We start from the raw sequence: 16,886 nt of genomic DNA, 5'->3' as shown, positions 1-16,886 counted from the left end.
AGCTTGCTCGCGAAGAACCTGAGAGCGGCGCCTTAATCCGCTTGCGCCGCGTTATCGTTGACGTTTTTCGCGAGCGAGCTCGCTCCTACAGGTTCCACCAGCTCCAGGCTGATGTTGTTCTGCGTGTTGATCTTGCGATACAGCTCGGCGTCCGTCTCCAGCACTTTCTCGCGCGCCGGGAAGATCTCGTGCAGCTTGGTGGCCCATTCACCGGCGGCTTTCTGCGGGAAGCAGCGCTCGATCAGCTCCAGCATGATCGAGACGGTGACCGAAGCACCTGGAGACGCGCCCAGCAGCGCTGCAAGCGAACCGTCCTTGGCAGCAACCAGTTCGGTGCCGAACTGCAGCACGCCGCCTTTCTTCGGATCTTTCTTGATGATTTGCACGCGCTGGCCGGCCACTTCCAGGCGCCAGTCTTCGGCTTTCGCCTCGGGGTAGAAGCGACGCAGGGATTCCAGGCGCTGTTCCATGGACTGGCGCACTTCGCTGACCAGGTACTTGGTCAGGTCCATATTGTCGCGGGCCACGGCCAGCATCGGGCCGATGTTGCCGGCGCGAATCGACATCGGCAGGTCAAGGAACGAGCCGTGTTTGAGGAACTTGGTGGTGAAACCGGCGTATGGCCCGAACAGCAGGGATTTCTTGCCATCCACTACGCGGGTGTCCAGGTGCGGCACGGACATCGGCGGCGAGCCCACGGCAGCCTGGCTGTAGACCTTGGCCTGGTGCTGCTTGACCACTTCCGGGTTGTCGCAACGCAGCCACTGGCCGCTCACCGGGAAGCCGCCGAAGCCTTTGCTCTCTTCGATGCCCGAGGCCTGCAGCAACGGCAGAGCCGCACCGCCAGCGCCGAGGAATACGAACTTGGCATCGACGTCGCGGCTGTTACCGCTGTTCACGTCCTTGATGCTCACGGTCCAGCCCGCGCCGTTGCGCTTGAGGCCGGTCACGCGTTTGCAGTACTTGACCTGGGCGTCCGGCGAGCTGGTCAGGTGGCTGAGCAACTGATTGGTCAGGGCGCCAAAGTTGACGTCTGTGCCGTTCATCACACGGGTGGCGGCGATTTTTTCATCGAGCGGGCGGCCCGGCATCATCAGCGGCATCCACTCGGCCATTTCGCTGCGGTCTTCGGTGTAGTGCATGTCCGAAAACGCGTGGTGCTGGCTGAGGGTCTCAAAGCGCTTCTTGAGGAAGGACACGCCTTTGTCGCCCTGCACGAAGCTCAGGTGCGGCACCGGGCTGATGAACGACCTGGACGAGCCAAAGGTGCCCTTCTTGGTCAGGTAAGCCCAGAACTGCTTCGACACCTCGAACTGGGTGTTGATGTGCACGGCTTTCTTGATGTCGATGGAACCGTCGGCGGCCTGCGGCGTGTAGTTCAGCTCACACAGCCCGGCGTGGCCGGTACCGGCGTTGTTCCACGGGTTGGAACTCTCCGCGGCACCCGAATCCATCAGCTCAACGACTTCCAGCTTGAGGCCGGGGTCGAGCTCTTTGAGCAGTACGGCCAGGGTGGCACTCATGATGCCGGCCCCTACCAGTACTACGTCGACTGCTTCGTTATGCGCCATTTAACGCGTCTCCAAAATCTGCAGCACCAAATTGACGGCATGGCTGCCAGGAGTGATGGGGCGGTTCACGTGTTGCCCCAGGTTACCCATGGCCAGGATCGCCATGTCCGATTCGCAATTCTTTGCAACTTCAGCACACGCTTCCTGCCGGGCTAATCTGCCTATGAACGCATTCATGGGCGCCTGTGGCAATTCGACTTATGGTCAAAGCGTGCGATTCGTGCAACCAATCCGTAGCGGACAGGCTCAAGCTCCGGTTTTTGAGGAAGGCTCGATCCTGTGTAATTGGGCTGACCCAGACGCTGATGGTGCTTGTACAAACGCCAAACTATTCATTTGCTCGCCACACTCTTGTGAAGTTGTGAAAACCCGTTTTTTCACGCTCTTTTGAAGACGTGAACCTCAAAAAAGGGCTGCCCCAGCCTGGCACCTGGCCCGTAAACCTCTGCCGACACGCGGCAAAACGGGCAAACAACTCAAGTGGCCGAGCGCAATGGCAGCTCTGGCAGATTCGATAAAAGACGGGGTGGTTTGCAAAGGAAACAGCAAGCACGCCAGCTTCACTCGATCTGTGTGGGCGGCTCTCTGTGGGCGATTTTGGGGCTAATGCCTGGGCATTAACGATGCTGCGAGGCCCGATCAGGAGACGTCCTTATAATCGGGGGGAGATTGTAGCGAAGAACGTCAGTGAAATGGGCGTGTTTTATGACTTTTATTAGGGGGCTGGTCAGGAGGCCAACGCTTGCCGGTGTCGTGGGCGAAAAACCTTTGGGCTGACCCGGGCGCTGGCCGGCAGTGGGCGGTGCATCCAGCCCAGGTGAGTCTCGGTCACTTCCACCCAGCCTTCACCGACGGGCGGCAGGCTGCACTGCTTGAAGGCCAGGCAATGTCCGTGGGCATCAAGCAGGGCAAAGTGGCGATGACGAGCGTGGGACATGAACAGGGTCTTGAGAAGGCGCATGGCTGTGTACCTGGTGTGTTACATGCTTGAAGGTTGCCAGTGTGGCATGACACTGGGGTGACGAATTTATGCGAATTTGTAATTTGCGCAGGGGCTTCAGCCGCCGTTCAGGATCGCTGGTGAGTGGTGCGCGTGCACCGTTATACTGGCGTCCTGTCTGCACCTAGTCCTGGAGAAATGCGTATGTTGCAACGCCTGTTGTTCGGTTTGATCACTGTGACCAGTTTGACCCTTGTCGGCTGCGCCAACAGCCCGCAACAACTCAGCCCGCAACCTAAAGTCACCGCGCAGTTGGCGGCGGTAGGCCACGGCCAGCCGGTATCGGTACGCGTGGTTGACGGTCGCCCGTCGCCAACCCTGGGTTCGCGTGGCGGCCTGTATCCTGAGACCGCGTTGATTTCGGTGAACGGCCAGGATGTGCTGCCCAAGTTGCAGGCCCAGGCTGAAGCCGCTGTGCGTTTGCTGGGCTTTACGCCGACCAACTCGCCAGGCGTGCCGCAACTGACCGTGACCCTGGCCGAGCTGAAATACCAGTCGCCCAAAGACGGCCTGTATGTGACCGAGGCTTCCATCGGCGCTACCTTCAAGTCTGACGTCAGTGCCGGTACCCGCCGCTACAGTGGCCGCTACGCAGCCTCGCTCAACCAGCGGTTCGGCATGTCGCCCAACCAGGAAACCAACACCAAGCTGGTCAGCGACGTGCTCAGTGATGCCTTGACCCGCCTGTTCAAGGACCCAAGCATCGGTCAACTGCTCAGCGCGCAATAAGCCGCTCACAAAAAACCGGGCTCATCGCTGAGCCCGGTTTTTTTGTACCCGTGGTTTTTGTCATGCGGCCGTATCGACATAAAAGTCCAGCATGCTCACACCGGTGAGCAGATCCAGCTCCGGCAGATCGGCATGCTGGTGCCCGCCGAGGGCGCAATACACCAGCCAATGGCGGTCCTGAACGTTGAACGCGAGACTGCCGATCAGCGCCTCCTGTTCCTCGCTCTGGGCGATCAAATACAGCCGATCCTGGTTTTGCGCATGCAACATGACAAGCTCCTCAAGCGTCGAAGGGCAACAGAGTGGCTTGTTAAGGTGACGTTCAGGTGACGGCGTAAATTACTGGATACATTAGCCGTCAATGGGGAAGGAGCATTAAATGCGCAGGAGGCGACTGTCGTTCAGGTGTGTACCTGGACTGATACCCGAAGACTGATTTACCGAGGTTTGCGATGGCGCTGCCCGCACTGCTCATCAATATTGTTGCCCTCTTGGTTGCCTGCTCGGGCGCCTGGGTGTTGTTCATCACCCGTCTGCATGCACAGCGTGCGATAGCTGACCTGGCCCTGCGCAGCGAAGAGCGCGCTATCGACCAACCGATGCTGTTTCTGGATACACGCACCGAACGGGCGCATCGCCTGGCGTACCGCGTCGGGTTCGCCTGCCTTGGCTTGGCCCTGGCCATCTCCTGGCTCAGCACCCGCTTATAATTCCACTGCGAAACCAAATGTGGGAGCGGGCTTGCCCGCGAAGGCGGTGTATCAGCCACTGAATCTTTAACTGAACCAACGCTATCGCAGGCAAGCCAGCTCCCACACTGGCCATGTACTGCCCGCAGAGTCAGCGCCTGCCACATATCCCCTGTGGGCTCACTATTACAGGGGGATACCGGCCTTGACTCGGTATTGGTTGCGTACCGGCGTCGCATACTGCACCACCAGATAAGGCCGATGCTCCGCCGGGCACTCGTTCAAGCGCCGCTCCCATTCCGCCTTGGCCTTGGCCAGCTCATCGGCCGGGAACACGTCCGCCGCCTTGGGCACCTGCAATTGCGGGTCGGCATCACTCCACTGCGCGTACGCCAGGTAGTGCACCGGAAACAAGCGGTAGCCACCGAGGATCTGCCGGTCCATTTCCGCGGCCAGCAGCTTGGTGTCTTCGAAACGCTCGGTGATCGGCGGCGCAAAGTTCACGTGCACTCGGCCTTTATAGCCGGTAATGCCCAAGGCAATGCTCACATCATCCTCTCCCGGTGCCTTGGTGTAGGTGCCGGTGGTGGCGCGGATATACAGCTCGCGGGCCTTGGCGGCATCGCAGGGGTCGTACTCGTAGCTGATGGACACAGGCGTCAGGTTCAACGACTGGATGACCTCGGCAAATGGCTCGTCCTTGCGGCTGACGTGGAACATCTTGAGGATCGCCGATTCGGTACGGTCATCGCCATCCTTGGCCCGGCCTTCAGCCTGGGCAATCCAGATCGACTGGCAGTCGTTGCGGATCGAATGGTTGATGTAGGCCGACAGCAAGTTGTAAGCCGCCATCTTCTCCTTTCGCCCGGTGATCGAACGGTGCACGATGAAGCTCTTGTTCAAGCGCATCAGGTCGCTGACAAACGGCTTTTGCAGCAGGTTGTCGCCGATGGCGATGCGCGGCGTCGGCAGGCCGGCGTGGTACACGGCGTAGTTGACGAAGGCCGGGTCCATCACGATGTCGCGGTGGTTGGCCAGGAACAGGTAGGCGGTGCCGGATTTCAGTTGCTCGACGCCGGTATAGGTCACGCCGTCGGTCGCCCGGTCAATGGTGTGGTCAACGTAGTACTCGACCTTGTCCTGCAGCGTGGCCACGGTGGTGACGCCAGCGAACTCGCGGCGCAGTTTGCGCGCAATCATTGGCTTGAGCAGCCAGCCCAGGGCGCCTGCAAAGCGCGGGAAGCGGAAGTGGGTCAGGATGTCCAGAAAGGCCTTGTCACTGAACAGGCGCGCCAGCACTGCCGGGACTTCGCTGTCGTTGTAAGGTCGGATGGTATCGAATTCGCCCATCATGCTCTCTTGTTAGAAACGGCTAGGGTAAGTAAAAGGAAATGTCAGGGTGCGGTCCGAATAAGGGGCCGGCCAAGAATAGCCCTGTAAATAGACCGGCGATTATACGCACAAGTCACCTAGGAGACTGCGATGCTCGAAACTGCGCTGTACGATTGTCCTTATTGTGGCGAAGCGGTCGAGACGACGGTGGATTTGTCTGGCGGGGACCAGACCTATATAGAAGACTGCCAAGTGTGTTGCCGGCCGATCACGTTCGACCTGCAAGTTGATGGTGAAGAGTGGATGCTTGAAACCCGCAGCGAAAATGAATAATGCGCAGCGAGAACGAATAAAAAGGTACGCCCATGCAGCGAATCTACGAACCGGAAAACCTGATGGAGGGCGAGTTGTTGCAGCAGATGCTTGCCAGTGAAGGTATCGAGGCGCACCTGGTGGGGCGCCATTTGCTCGGCGGCACGGGCGAGTTGCCGATATTCGGCTTGCTGGGGCTGGAGGTCGACAACGACCAGGCCGCCTGCGCCCGCGAGCTGATCACCGCCTATATCGGCGCCCAACCCTTGCCCGGCGACGAACCCGACAGCTTCCCTGACGTGTTGGTCTGTTAGGCTGTCGGTCGGTTTACCCAAGAGTCGTGTTGCCCCATGTGTGGACGTTATGCCCTGTTTCGCTGGAACCCTGCCTTTGCTGCCTTGCCCGGCTTCCCCGCCGACCAGCAGGCCCAGTGGAACATCTCCCCGAATGATTCGGTGCTGATCCAGCGCCTGAGCGAGGGCCAACTCACCCTGGCGCGTGCCCGTTGGGGCCTCACACCGCCCTGGCTGACAGACCTGTCGCGCACCCCGGCCCACGCTCGCGCAGAAACCCTGGCCGAACAACCGATGTTTCGTGAAGCCTTCCGCTTGCGCCGTTGCCTGCTGCCCGCCAATGGCTTTTATGAGTGGCGCGGCACCCAGCGCAAGCGCCCGTACTGGCTCACGCCGGGGGAGGGCTCCACGTTGTTCTTTGCCGCAGTGTGGGAAGCGTATCCGGTGCAGGAGCAGGTGTGGCTGAGCACGGCGGTGGTTACCCAAGCGGCGCAAAGTCAGCGACGGCCATTGATCCTGGACGCGGCAGGGCAGGCCGCCTGGCTCGATCCCGAGACTCCGCTGCAGGTGCTGCAGGGCCTGCTGGCGGCTGAGCCTGCCGTGCTGCGCGAGCGGGTGCTGGCCAATATGGTCAACGATCCGAAGCTCAATGGGCCGGAGTGCCTGACCCCGGCATGAGCTTTGTCCGTCGAGCCGCGTTCGGATGTATCTTAAATTCAGCGGTTAAACGTCCAGGGTATCTGGCGCAGATACAAATGACCGCCTACGATACGCGCCATGTTTTCAGGGAGCGTGTTCATGAAGAAGTCATTGGTGGTAAGTGGTTTGGTTGCAGCAATGCTGCTGGCGGGTTGCCAGTCGGTCAATACCACCAGCGGCGGCGCCGTTGGGGTGGAGCGCAAGCAGTACATGTTCAGCATGCTGTCGAGTCAGGAAGTCGACCAGATGTATGCCCAGTCTTATCAGCAGACCTTGGGTGAAGCCAGCAGCAAAGGGGTGCTGGACAAGACCAGCGCCAACGCCAAGCGCGTGCAGGCCATTGCCAAGCGCCTGATCGCCCAGGCTCCGACGTTCCGCGCGGATGCGGCCCAGTGGAACTGGGACGTGAACCTGATCAAAAGCGATGAGATGAACGCCAACTGCGGGCCTGGCGGCAAGATCCTGGTGTACAGCGGCTTGATCGACAACCTCAAGCTCACCGATGACGAGCTGGCTGCCGTGATGGGTCATGAAATCGCCCACGCCCTGCGTGAACACGGCCGCGAAGCCATGTCCAAGGCCTACGGTATCCAGATGGCCAAGCAGGGCGCCGGGGCAATATTCGGTCTCGGCCAGGACAGCCTGGCACTGGCCGATACCGTCGCCAACTACGGCATGACCTTGCCCAACAGCCGCAGCAACGAAAACGAAGCCGACCTGATCGGCCTGGAGCTGGCCGCCCGCGCTGGCTACAACCCGAACGCGGCCATCACGTTGTGGAACAAGATGGCCAAGGCTTCGGAAGGCGCACCGCCGGAATTCATGAGCACGCACCCGGCTTCGGACAGCCGCATCGCGTCCTTGCAGGCGGCGATTCCGAAGGTGATGCCGCTCTACCAGCAGGCCAAGAAGTCCTGATCGACGCCGTGTAGGAGCGAGCTTGCTCGCGAAAAACGTCAACGATAACGCGTGTTGCCTGAATAAACGCGGCGCCGGTGAGTTTTTCGCGAGCAAGCTCGCTCCTACAGGCATCAGGGCAAACCATCTTCCGTGTTTGCCTTAGATCCAGCCGCTGCTCTGCATGGCCTTGTACACTGCAATAATCGCCAGCACGAAGAACGCCGTAGCCGCCAAGCGACGAATCAAGGTCAGCGGCAGTTTCTCCGCGGCAAAATTCCCCGCCAGCACCACCGGCACGTTGGCAATCAACATGCCCAGGGTGGTACCGATAATCACCAGCCACAGTTCCGGGTATTGCGCCGCCAGCATCACCGTGGCGATCTGGGTTTTGTCACCGATTTCGGCGAGGAAGAACGCAATCAAGGTGGTCAGGAAGGGCCCGAACTTACGGGTGGTACTGGCTTCGTCATCATCGAGTTTGTCCGGCACCAGGGTCCACAGCGCCGTGGCGCAGAAGCTCGCGGCGAGGATCCAGTGCAGCACCGCATCCGAGAAGAAACTCCCGAACCAGGCGCCCACGGCACCGGCCGCCGCATGGTTGGCCAGGGTCGCGGCAACGATGCCGGCGATGATCGGCCAGGGCTTGCGAAAGCGAGCAGCAAGGATGAGTGCGAGCAGTTGCGTCTTGTCGCCGATTTCGGCCAAGGCAACGATTGCGGTAGGAACGAGTAGTGAATCCAGCATCAGGTAGTTTCCAGGGGCGGGTCGACACGGCTATGACACGTACAGCCTTCCCGCCCCGGGTAAGGTGTGCGTGTCATAGGTCTTGTCAAACCCCGGTCCGTCTGTGCGGACTCCTGGGTCGCATACGCCATGGTCTCTGACCAAGTATGTTGACGTATGCCGGACGAGCATGGGCTCGTGGGAGACTACTCCCCTAGGACGCTGCGGATTCTGCCTAGGCAAAACCCATTCGGCAAGCGTTCTTTTTCAAACGTCCGTCAGGGGCGCTTGGCGCGGTAAATGCGAAAACCATTGCCTTCGGCCTTGATTGCGCAGATGCCCAAATGCTCTTCGATCAGTGGCTGGTACTTCAGGAAGCTATTGGCAACCAGGCGAAGTTCGCCACCTTTTGCCAGGTGTTTCGCTGCTTTTCGCAGCAGGTTCTCCGTGGCGAAATAATCGGTGTGCACGCCGACATGGAACGGTGGGTTGCTCAAAATCGCGTTCAAACCCATGGGCGCCGCGTCGATTCCGTCGCCGGTCAACACGTCGGCTTCCAGGCCGTTCGCTGCCAGTGTCAGGCGACTGCTGGCAGCGGCGAAGGCATCCACATCCAGCATCGTCACGGTGTTATGCGGGTAGCGGCGCTTGACCGCAGCCCCCAGTACGCCAGCGCCGCAACCGAAATCGAGCAGGTTGCCGCTGGGCAGCTTGTCCAAGTGCTCCAGCAACAACTCGGTGCCGCGGTCCAGGCGGCCATGGCTGAACACCCCTGGCAAGCTCACCACCTTCAGCGGACCTTCGGCCAGAGGTACGTCGAAGACCTGCGCCAGGCTCTCAAGCTCCACGGCTTGCGGCGCGTTAGCGACAGTGACCTGCCATAGTTGGCAATGCCGTGCGCTATCGAGCTTGCGCGGTTTGCCGAACGGAACCATCTGCTTGGCGGCACTTTCGATACCCCCCTTTTTCTCGCCCACCAGAAACAGCTCGGCGCCAGGCAGGCGCGCGGCCACGGCGTTGAGCAGGTAGTCGGTGAGGTCTTTGGACTTGGGCAGGAAAATCACCGCCGCATCAAAGGCGCGCTCGGGCACTGTCACGCCAAACTGGCTGCGTTCGGCGAAGCGCGCATCGAGCGCCGCCTGGTCACCGGCATGCCAGCACCAGCCGTGGGCATTGGGCAGGCGCCCAAGCAAATCGTCGGCAGGCAAACCTACGAGCAGCAGGTTGCCTTGAAAAAGTTCGGCCTGTCGAAGCAGTACTTCACTGCGCGGATCCATAGTCTGCTCCTTGAAAAGGGGCGCAGTTTATCAACTGACGACGCGCAGCGGGGCGCCGTTGAAAAAGCCCTGGGCGTTTTCCGTGAGCTGGCCAACGATACGCTGCCGTGCTTCGCGACTGCCCCAGGCGTTGTGGGGCGTGACGATCAAGCGTGGAATGTCGCCAGCCAGCAGCGGGTTGCCATTGACTGGCGGCTCGACACTCAGCACATCAGTCGCCGCGCCGCCAAGGTGACCACTTCGCAGCGCGTCGGCCAGGGCCTGTTCATTGATCAAACCACCGCGCGCAGTATTGACCACAAATGCGCCGGGCTTGAGCAAGGCCAGTTCACGGGCGCCGATAAAGTCGCGGGTGTGTTCATTGAGTGGGCAATGCAGGGTCAGCGCATCGACCTGGGTCAGCAATTCGTCCAGCGGCACACGGTCGGCGCGGGCAGGGCGCCCAGGTATCGCGCCGAGCATCACGCGCATGCCGAACGCTTCGGCCAGGCGTGCCACGGCACTGCCCAATTCACCATGGCCGAGCAGGCCGAGGGTTTTGCCTTCCAGTTCGACGATCGGATGGTCCAGCAGGCAAAACTGTTTGGCATGCTGCCATTTGCCAGCGGCCACATCCTGTTGGTAATCCTTCAAGCGCGTGGCGAGGTTGAGCAACAGCATGATCGTATGTTGCGCCACCGACGGCGTGCCGTAACCCTGGCAGTTGCTCACGGTAATCCCCTGGGCGCGGGCCGCTTCAAGGTCGATATTGTTGGTGCCGGTGGCCGACACCAGGATCAGCTTGAGCTCGGGGCAGGCCGCCAGGGTTTGCGCCGTGAGCGGGATTTTGTTGCTGATGGCGACTTGGGCGCCCTGCAAGCGCTCCAGCACATTCTCGGGCGTGGTCTGTTCAAACAACTGCAACTGGCTGAAGCAGCCATGCAGACCGCTGAGGTCGAGGTCGCCCAAGTCCAGGGAAGGGTGGTCGAGGAAGACGGCGCGGCGATTGTTCATGATCAACTGTACCTTTTGCGACGAGGTTCGAAGGCGTAATCTGCCGAGCCTATCAGATGAAATAATCAGTTACTTAATGGAGTGAGCATGTACGTCGCCGAGTTTTTGACCGTAGCCTTGATTCACTTGTTGGCAGTGGCGAGCCCCGGCCCGGATTTCGCCGTGGTGGTGCGTGAAAGCGTGACCCACGGCCGCCGTGCTGGCACATGGACGGCCTTGGGCGTCGGTTCGGCGATTTTCCTGCATGTGGGTTACTCGTTGCTGGGTATCGGCTTGATCGTGTCCCAGTCCATTGTGTTGTTCAATGCGTTGAAGTGGGCCGCAGCCGCGTACCTGCTTTACATTGGCTTCAAGGCCCTGCGCGCCCAGCCGGCCAAGCCTGCGGCCGAGGGCGAGTTGCACCGTGAAGCGGGCGAGCGCACCCCACGCGGCGCGTTTACCGCAGGTTTTGTGACCAATGGCTTGAACCCCAAGGCCACGCTGTTCTTTCTGTCGCTGTTCACCGTAGTGATCAACCCGCACACGCCGCTGGCAGTGCAGGCCGGTTATGGGGTGTACCTGGCGGTGGCGACTGCGTTGTGGTTTTGCCTGGTGGCCATGTTGTTCAGCCAGCAGCGCGTGCGCGCCGGGTTTGCAAAGATGGGTCATTGGTTTGATCGGACCATGGGCGCGGTGTTGATTGCCATCGGGGTGAAACTGGCCTTTACCAGCATGAAATAATCATTTTTCTCAAGTGAGCACAATCCAGATCTGGGAGCGGGCTTGCTCGCGAATGCGGTGCTTCAGTCAAAGATATACCGGCTGACACTGCGCATTCGCGAGCAAGCCCGCTCCCACATTGGGTTTCATTAGGTCCTTGGTAATGGCGTAACGCTAGCATTTACTGGCCCCTGCAAATCATTCCTTTGGCTGATTTGGCTGAAACATAAGCGCTCTACAGTGCAGGTCTTCAAGCCAAGACCGTGCAGTCATTAAAGGGATTCTTATGTTGCAGACCCGTGTTATCCCGCCCGCCGAAGGTGCGTACCAATACCCGCTGTTGATCAAACGCCTGTTGATGTCCGGGACTCGCTACGAGAAAACCCGGGAAATTATCTATCGCGACAAGCTGCGCTACAGCTACCCGACGCTGATCGAGCGCGTCGCTCGCCTGGCCAATGTGCTGACCGAAGCCGGGGTCAAGGCCGGTGACACGGTGGCGGTGATGGACTGGGACAGCCACCGTTACCTGGAGTGTATGTTCGCCATCCCGATGATCGGCGCGGTGATTCACACTATCAACGTGCGCCTGTCGCCAGAACAGATTCTGTACACCATGAACCACGCCGAAGACCGCTTTGTGCTGGTCAACAGTGAGTTCGTGGGGCTCTACCAGGCGATTGCCGGGCAGCTCACTACCGTCGACAAGACCTTATTGATTACCGATGGTGACACCCACACCGCCGAGCTGCCCAACCTGGTAGGTGAGTACGAAACCCTGCTGGCCGCCGCCAGCCCCACCTATGACTTCAAGGACTTCGACGAAAACTCGGTCGCCACCACCTTCTACACCACCGGCACCACCGGCAACCCCAAGGGCGTGTACTTCACCCATCGGCAACTGGTGCTGCACACCATTGGCGTAGCGACCATCATGGGCAGCGTCGACAGCGTGCGCCTGCTGGGCACCAACGATGTGTATATGCCGATCACGCCGATGTTCCACGTACACGCCTGGGGCTTGCCGTATGTGGCGACCATGCTCGGGCTGAAACAGGTGTACCCCGGCCGCTACGACCCGGAATACCTGGTGGAACTGTGGCGCAAGGAGAAGGTGACGTTCTCCCACTGTGTGCCGACCATTCTGCAAATGGTGCTCAACGCCAAGGCTGCGCAGAACGTGGATTTCGGCGGTTGGAAAATCGTCATCGGCGGCAGCGCCCTGAACCGTTCGCTGTACGAAGCCGCCAAGGCTCGAGGCATTCAACTGACCGCCGCGTACGGCATGTCCGAGACCGGGCCGCTGGTATCCTGCGCTCACCTCAATGATGAGTTGATGGCTGGCAGCGAAGATGAGCGCACCACCTACCGCATCAAGGCCGGTGTGCCGGGGCCGTTGGTCGAAGCGGCAATCATGGACACCGACGGTCGTTTCCTGCCCGCCGATGGCGAAACCCAGGGCGAACTGGTGCTGCGCGCGCCGTGGCTGACCGAGGGTTACTACAACGAGCCGCACAAGGGCGCCGAGCTATGGTCCGGTGGCTGGTTGCACACCGGTGATGTGGCTACGCTGGATGCCTTTGGCGTGATTGATATTCGTGACCGCATCAAGGATGTGATCAAGACCGGCGGCGAATGGATCTCCTCCCTGGCCCTCGAAGACCTGGTCAGCCGTCACCCCGCCGTACGGGAAGTGGCGGTGGTAGGCATCGCCGATCCGCAATGGGGCGAGCGCCCCTTCGCTTTGTTGGTGGTGCGTGAAGGGCATGTGATCGATGCGCGAGAGCTCAAGGAACACCTCAAGCCTTTTGTCGAACTGGGCCATTTGAGCAAGTGGGCGATCCCGAGCCAGATCGCCGTTGTTACTGAAATTCCCAAGACCAGTGTCGGCAAGCTCGACAAGAAACGTATCCGTGTCGACATCATCGAATGGCAGGCCAACAACAGCACGTTCCTGTCCACGCTTTAAACCCTCTCGCCGCGCCCGTTCGGGCGCGGCAATGCTCTATATCAAGCCTTTACTTGTGATTTGCCGAATTTCAGCCATCCTTCCCGCGTCGACCTTCGTCGGCGTGGCGAAAGGGTTGTGGCAGACAGGTTGGTGATGCAAATCACACTTTAGAGGGATCAAGCACTACCCCCCTCTGGCTATAGTCCCTTTCAGAGTTTTTCGCGGATGTTGCGCTTCGAGCCATGGAGGCTCGGTGGCGATGCGGCATTGGAATCGTTGTATCCCGGCCGTTACATCTGAAGAAAGGGCTCACTGCCATAACAATAAAATATGCACATGGAGTAGCGTCGATGACCTCAGTAAACCAGTTCTGGCGCCGGGCAAGACTGCCCCTGGCCGTCAGCCTCGCTTCTACGCTCGCCGGGCCGGCATTCGGCGTCAGTTTCAACATTGGTGAAATCGAAGGGAGCTTTGACTCGTCGCTTTCCGTGGGGGCGAGCTGGTCCACGGCCAAGCCCAATCGTGACCTGATCGGTGCCAACAACGGCGGCAAGGGCCTGTCCCAGACCTCCGATGACGGGCACTTGAACTTCAAGCGCGGCGAAACGTTCTCGAAGATCTTCAAGGGCATCCACGACCTGGAACTGAAGTACGGCGACACCGGTGTGTTTGTGCGGGGCAAGTACTGGTACGACTTCGAACTCAAGGACGAAAGCCGTCCGTTCAAGGACATCAGCGACAACAACCGCAAGGAAGGCGCCAAGTCTTCGGGCGGGCAGATTCTCGATGCATTCGTCTACCACAACTACTCGATTGCCGATGCGCCGGGTTCCGTGCGTTTTGGTAAGCAGGTCGTGAGCTGGGGCGAAAGTACCTTCATCGGCGGCGGCATCAACTCCATCAACCCGATCGACGTGTCGGCGTTTCGTCGTCCGGGGGCCGAGATCAAGGAAGGCTTGATCCCGGTGAACATGTTCTACGTGTCCCAGTCGCTCACCGACAACCTGTCGGCCGAGGCGTTTTACCAACTGGAGTGGGACCAGACCGTGACCGATAACTGCGGCACGTTCTTCTCGCAGCCGGACGTGATCTCCGATGGTTGCAGCAACAACCTGCGGGTACTGAACAAGCGTTCCACCATTCCTGCTGCCGCCCTGCCGACCCTGGGTGCCTTGGGTGTGGACGTGAACAGCGAAGGCGTACTGGTGCGTCGTGGTCCGGACCGTGATGCACGCGACAGCGGCCAGTTCGGCGTCGCTATGCGTTACAACTTCGAACCGCTGGATACCGAATTCGGCGCCTACTTCATGAACTACCACAGCCGTGCGCCGATCTTCAGCGCGCAGGGCGCGCCATCGGCGGCCTACACGCGTCCGCTGGGGCCACTGGGGGCCTTGCGGCCGTTGATCGTGGCGGGTAGTTCGAACTACTTCGTCGAGTACCCGGAAGATATTCGCCTCTACGGCCTGAGCTTCTCCACCACCTTGCCTACCGGCACCGCCTGGAGCGGTGAGTTGAGCTACCGTCCGAATGCGCCGGTGCAGTTGAGCACCACTGACATTCTGTTCGCCGGCGTCACGCCGATCCCCGGCTTTGGCAATGCGTCCGTGCTCAAGGGCACGCCAGGCCAGGACCTGCACGGCTACAACCGCAAGGAAGTCACCCAGTTCCAGACCACTTTCACGCACTTCTTCGACCAGGTCATGGGCGCCAGCCGCCTCACCACCGTCGGTGAAATCGGCGTGACCCACGTGGGTGGCCTGGAAAGCAAATCCCAGGCTCGTTACGGCCGCGATCCGGTGTTCGGCCCAGGCACGCTGCCAGGTGGGTTCTGCAACGCCCTCAACAACTCCACCGCCAACGGCGCCGGCTTGCCCAACGCTGCTGGCCTGAACACCAATTGCAATAACGACGGCTATACCACCGCAACGTCATGGGGCTACCGCGCCCGTGCCATCTGGGAATACCCGGACGTGTTCGCGGGCGTGAACCTCAAGCCCAACGTGGCCTGGTCCCATGACGTCAAGGGTTACTCGCCAGGCCCTGGCGGCAACTTTGAAGAAGGTCGCAAGGCGGTCAGCCTGGGCCTGGATGCCGAATACCAGAACACCTACACCGCGAGCCTGGCGTACACCAACTTCTTTGGTGGCAAGTTCAGCACCGTGGATGACCGCGACTTTGTCGCCTTGAGCTTCGGCGCCAACTTCTAAGCACACTCTTTCCAAGTGGCATGTATTCAGGAAGACCAGAGCATGAAAATAACAAAAAGTCTGTTGCACGTGGGTGTGCTTGGGCTGTCGATCCTGGCGAGTAACGTCATGGCGGCAGTCTCGGCAGATGAAGCCGCCAAGCTCGGCACGACCCTGACCCCGATGGGCGCCGAGATGGCCGGTAACGCGGCCGGCACCATTCCTAAATGGTCGCCATTGCCGACCAATGCCGGCGCGGTGGACGCCCGTGGTTTCCTCGCCAACCCGTATGCCAGCGAGCAACCGCAGTTCACCATCACCGCGCAGAACGTCGAGCAGTACAAAGACAAGCTGGCCCCCGGGCAATATGCGATGTTCAAGCGTTACCCGGACAGCTTCAAGATGCCGGTGTACCCGACCCATCGCGGCGCCACCGTGCCGGCGGAGGTGTTTGCCTCGATCAAGAAAAACGCCACCACCACCAACCTGGTGTCCGGCGGTAACGGCCTGGAAAACTTCGAAACCGCCGTCCCGTTCCCGATTCCCAAGAGCGGCGTCGAGGTTATCTGGAACCACATCACCCGTTACCGCGGCGGCAGCGTGACCCGCCTGGTTACCCAGGCCACCCCGCAAACCAACGGTTCCTATAGCCTGGTGTACTTCCGCGACCAGTTCGTGTTCCGCGACAAGATGAAGGACTTCGATCCGAAGAACCCAGGCAACGTGCTGTTCTACTTCAAGCAGCAAGTGACTGCGCCAGCGCGCCTGGCCGGTGGTGTACTGCTGGTGCACGAAACCCTGGACCAGGTCAAAGAGCCGCGTTCGGCCTGGGTCTACAACGCCGGGCAGCGCCGTGTGCGTCGGGCGCCGCAAGTGTCCTATGACGGGCCGGGTACTGCCGCCGATGGCCTGCGCACCTCCGATAACCTCGACATGTACAACGGTGCGCCGGACCGCTACGACTGGAAGCTGGAAGGCAAGAAAGAGATGTACATCGCCTCCAACAGCTACAAGGTCGACGATCCCAAGCTCAAGTACGCCGACATCATCAAGGCTGGCCACATCAACCAGGACCTGGCTCGCTACGAGCTGCGCCGGGTCTGGCACGTGGTCGCCACCTTGAAGGAAGGCCAGCGCCACATCTACGCCAAGCGTGACTTCTACATCGACGAAGACACCTGGCAAGCAGCGGTGATCGACCACTACGACGGTCGCGGCCAACTGTGGCGCGTTGCCGAAGCACATGCCGAGAACTACTACGACAAGCAAGTGCCGTGGTACGCCCTGGAAACCCTCTACGACCTGCAGTCCGGCCGCTACCTGGCCCTGGGCATGAAGAACGAAGAGAAGCAGGCCTATGACTTCGGCTTCACCGCCAGCACCAGCGACTTCACCCCAGCGGCCCTGCGCCAGGACGGCGTTCGCTAACTGATCGCTCCCACGCTCTGCGTGGGAGCGCTTCCCGTGACGCTCTGCGTCACGCCTCAAAAGTCGACGCGCAGCGTCGAAGTCTGTATTCCTACGCAGAG

Annotated in this window: 17 protein-coding genes and 1 riboswitch; of the genes, 10 read left to right on the top strand and 7 right to left on the bottom strand. The window is 60.4% G+C overall.

Going from position 1 to position 16,886, the window contains the following annotated elements:
• Positions 1 to 32 precede the first annotated feature (32 nt).
• On the bottom strand, positions 33 to 1,571 hold the full coding sequence (gene mqo / locus HU730_RS08055) for a malate dehydrogenase (quinone) (RefSeq protein ID WP_186527572.1): 1,539 nt from the start codon (positions 1,569 to 1,571) through the stop codon (positions 33 to 35).
• A 727-nt stretch (positions 1,572 to 2,298) separates the two neighbouring features.
• A complete protein-coding gene (locus tag HU730_RS08050; protein WP_034126320.1) occupies positions 2,299 to 2,532 on the bottom strand; it encodes a hypothetical protein in 234 nt (77 codons plus the stop codon).
• Between the two features lie 183 nt (positions 2,533 to 2,715).
• On the opposite strand from HU730_RS08050, the gene HU730_RS08045 reads away from it, so the two are divergent.
• Positions 2,716 to 3,300, top strand: coding sequence for a YajG family lipoprotein (locus tag HU730_RS08045; protein WP_034126321.1), 585 nt, complete (start codon positions 2,716 to 2,718; stop codon positions 3,298 to 3,300).
• A gap of 60 nt (positions 3,301 to 3,360) precedes the next feature.
• On the opposite strand, the gene HU730_RS08040 is transcribed toward HU730_RS08045, so the two are convergent.
• Positions 3,361 to 3,570: a hypothetical protein gene (locus tag HU730_RS08040; RefSeq protein ID WP_003188620.1), complete on the bottom strand. Its 210-nt coding sequence runs from the start codon at positions 3,568 to 3,570 to the stop codon at positions 3,361 to 3,363.
• A 182-nt stretch (positions 3,571 to 3,752) separates the two neighbouring features.
• On the opposite strand from HU730_RS08040, the gene HU730_RS08035 reads away from it, so the two are divergent.
• Entirely contained in the window at positions 3,753 to 4,010 is a 258-nt protein-coding gene (locus HU730_RS08035; RefSeq protein ID WP_034126322.1) for a hypothetical protein, read from the top strand.
• A gap of 165 nt (positions 4,011 to 4,175) precedes the next feature.
• On the opposite strand, the gene HU730_RS08030 is transcribed toward HU730_RS08035, so the two are convergent.
• A complete protein-coding gene (locus tag HU730_RS08030) occupies positions 4,176 to 5,339 on the bottom strand; it encodes a 1-acyl-sn-glycerol-3-phosphate acyltransferase (RefSeq protein WP_169918829.1) in 1,164 nt (387 codons plus the stop codon).
• Between the two features lie 132 nt (positions 5,340 to 5,471).
• Here HU730_RS08030 and HU730_RS08025 point away from each other — a divergent pair, with 132 nt between their 5' ends.
• The 4 genes from HU730_RS08025 to HU730_RS08010 all read left to right on the top strand — a co-directional run bounded on the left by HU730_RS08025 (position 5,472) and on the right by HU730_RS08010 (position 7,543).
• Positions 5,472 to 5,654, top strand: a complete 183-nt coding sequence (locus tag HU730_RS08025; protein ID WP_054897012.1) for a CPXCG motif-containing cysteine-rich protein — start codon at positions 5,472 to 5,474, stop codon at positions 5,652 to 5,654.
• A 32-nt stretch (positions 5,655 to 5,686) separates the two neighbouring features.
• Positions 5,687 to 5,947 (top strand): DUF2007 domain-containing protein, encoded by a 261-nt coding sequence (locus HU730_RS08020; protein ID WP_032893538.1) that lies wholly within the window; start codon positions 5,687 to 5,689, stop codon positions 5,945 to 5,947.
• Positions 5,948 to 5,983: 36 nt separating this feature from the next.
• Entirely contained in the window at positions 5,984 to 6,604 is a 621-nt protein-coding gene (locus HU730_RS08015; protein WP_034126325.1) for an SOS response-associated peptidase, read from the top strand.
• A 120-nt stretch (positions 6,605 to 6,724) separates the two neighbouring features.
• A complete protein-coding gene (locus HU730_RS08010) occupies positions 6,725 to 7,543 on the top strand; it encodes a M48 family metallopeptidase (RefSeq protein ID WP_014716953.1) in 819 nt (272 codons plus the stop codon).
• A gap of 141 nt (positions 7,544 to 7,684) precedes the next feature.
• Here HU730_RS08010 and HU730_RS08005 read toward each other — a convergent pair whose 3' ends face one another.
• The 3 genes from HU730_RS08005 to HU730_RS07995 all read right to left on the bottom strand — a co-directional run bounded on the left by HU730_RS08005 (position 7,685) and on the right by HU730_RS07995 (position 10,521).
• The gene (locus HU730_RS08005) at positions 7,685 to 8,269 is read right to left on the bottom strand and encodes a TMEM165/GDT1 family protein (RefSeq protein ID WP_054897011.1); all 585 of its coding nucleotides are present in this window, start codon (positions 8,267 to 8,269) and stop codon (positions 7,685 to 7,687) included.
• A gap of 88 nt (positions 8,270 to 8,357) precedes the next feature.
• Positions 8,358 to 8,475: riboswitch (yybP-ykoY riboswitch) on the bottom strand.
• Between the two features lie 51 nt (positions 8,476 to 8,526).
• Positions 8,527 to 9,525 carry a class I SAM-dependent methyltransferase gene (locus HU730_RS08000; RefSeq protein WP_034126326.1) on the bottom strand — a complete coding sequence of 333 codons (999 nt, stop codon included), beginning with the start codon at positions 9,523 to 9,525 and terminating at the stop codon, positions 8,527 to 8,529.
• 30 nt (positions 9,526 to 9,555) lie between these two features.
• Entirely contained in the window at positions 9,556 to 10,521 is a 966-nt protein-coding gene (locus HU730_RS07995; protein WP_054897035.1) for a 2-hydroxyacid dehydrogenase, read from the bottom strand.
• An 84-nt stretch (positions 10,522 to 10,605) separates the two neighbouring features.
• Here HU730_RS07995 and HU730_RS07990 point away from each other — a divergent pair, with 84 nt between their 5' ends.
• The 4 genes from HU730_RS07990 to HU730_RS07975 all read left to right on the top strand — a co-directional run bounded on the left by HU730_RS07990 (position 10,606) and on the right by HU730_RS07975 (position 16,785).
• Positions 10,606 to 11,238, top strand: a complete 633-nt coding sequence (locus HU730_RS07990; protein WP_014716957.1) for a LysE family transporter — start codon at positions 10,606 to 10,608, stop codon at positions 11,236 to 11,238.
• A gap of 265 nt (positions 11,239 to 11,503) precedes the next feature.
• Complete coding sequence (locus tag HU730_RS07985) at positions 11,504 to 13,186, top strand: fatty acid--CoA ligase (RefSeq protein ID WP_034126327.1); 1,683 nt, start codon at positions 11,504 to 11,506, stop codon at positions 13,184 to 13,186.
• A gap of 332 nt (positions 13,187 to 13,518) precedes the next feature.
• Positions 13,519 to 15,378, top strand: a complete 1,860-nt coding sequence (locus HU730_RS07980; RefSeq protein WP_003188640.1) for a DUF1302 domain-containing protein — start codon at positions 13,519 to 13,521, stop codon at positions 15,376 to 15,378.
• A 42-nt stretch (positions 15,379 to 15,420) separates the two neighbouring features.
• Entirely contained in the window at positions 15,421 to 16,785 is a 1,365-nt protein-coding gene (locus tag HU730_RS07975; RefSeq protein ID WP_034126328.1) for a DUF1329 domain-containing protein, read from the top strand.
• Positions 16,786 to 16,886: the final 101 nt, after the last annotated feature.

Origin of the sequence: Pseudomonas sp. SWRI22 (assembly GCF_014268395.2) — a bacterium.
Lineage (GTDB): Bacteria > Pseudomonadota > Gammaproteobacteria > Pseudomonadales > Pseudomonadaceae > Aquipseudomonas > Aquipseudomonas paracarnis.
This window is presented reverse-complemented; position numbering and strand designations above follow the sequence as displayed.